Source organism: Oleiphilus sp. HI0043 (assembly GCF_001634935.1).
Map to the genome: position 1 here is coordinate 1 of NZ_LWEY01001651.1, position 1079 is coordinate 1079.

Annotated in this window: 1 protein-coding gene; it reads left to right on the top strand. The window is 43.6% G+C overall.

Annotated features, from left to right (window positions below; all coding sequences use genetic code 11):
* Window positions 1–1079: AsmA family protein (locus A3729_RS25205; RefSeq protein WP_156498127.1), on the top strand; the 1079-nt coding region annotated here is incomplete at both ends.

A 1079-nucleotide genomic window follows, 5' to 3' on the forward strand; every position in this document is an offset into this window, starting at 1 on the left:
CAAGTCCAAGTCAACAAGTTCAACCCCAAGATTCTAGCCGAGAGATTTGGAATTGCATTACCCACCTTATCTTCACCTGAAGCGCTAAACGCATTTAGCCTTTCGAGTAAGCTCGAATTTAAAGACCAGGCTCTATACTTTCAACAAATCAACACACAAGTAGATAAGAGTTCATGGCAAGGAGACCTTACATTCAATAGCAGTAATCAAGCGTTTGCACTTAGCCTTGTCGGTGACTCAGTTAATATCGATAATTATTTACCCGCCGAAGAGGAAAATAACAACACCCAAGCAAGCGCCAACGATGAAGCACCAACGAACAACCAAACCAACTCAGAGCTTCTGCCACTAGAAACACTGAGACAGCTCGATCTAGACATATCTTTAAAACAACAAAGCTTAATTGCAAACAAAGTCCTGATCGAAAATCTTAATGTCGAATTAGCCGCAAAGAACGGAATCGTCAGCGTAACAAACCTGTCTGCGAAGTCTCATGAAGGCATACTAAACACGAGCGCAAAAATAGATGCGCGTAGCAACAAACCTACTTGGCAAGCCGATACAAAGATATCAAACCTTAACTTAGGCACTCTGATTCAAGCGCTGGAAATTCAAAATGCCGAGGACAGCGCTAGCCTCAGTGGCACTCTCAATTTTAGTGCTGCGCTGACAAGTCGTGGTAACACCTTAAGCGAAGTTCAAAGCAATGCCTTGGCTCAATCCGAATTTGAAGTACTCGACGGTGAAGTTCAAGGCATAAACTTCAAGGCACTAAGCTGCAAAGGATTGGCCCTAATAAATAAAGATTCTATCGATACTAACAACTGGCCAAAAGCCACACCTTTTGATCTGCTTAAAGGCAGCGCCAGTTTGAAAGATGAGATTCTCACGAACAATTTCGAGCTAACAAGCTCCGGATTGGCGATGAGCGCCGAAGGCCCTATCAACCTGAGCGCAACATCGCTAGACATAAAAACCGGCTTACGCGTCATTGGCGACTCTAATGAGCATGCCTGCAGGGTTAATGAAAAGTTCAAAGACATTCCTGTTCCTGTAAGATGCAAAGGAAAATTTGATAC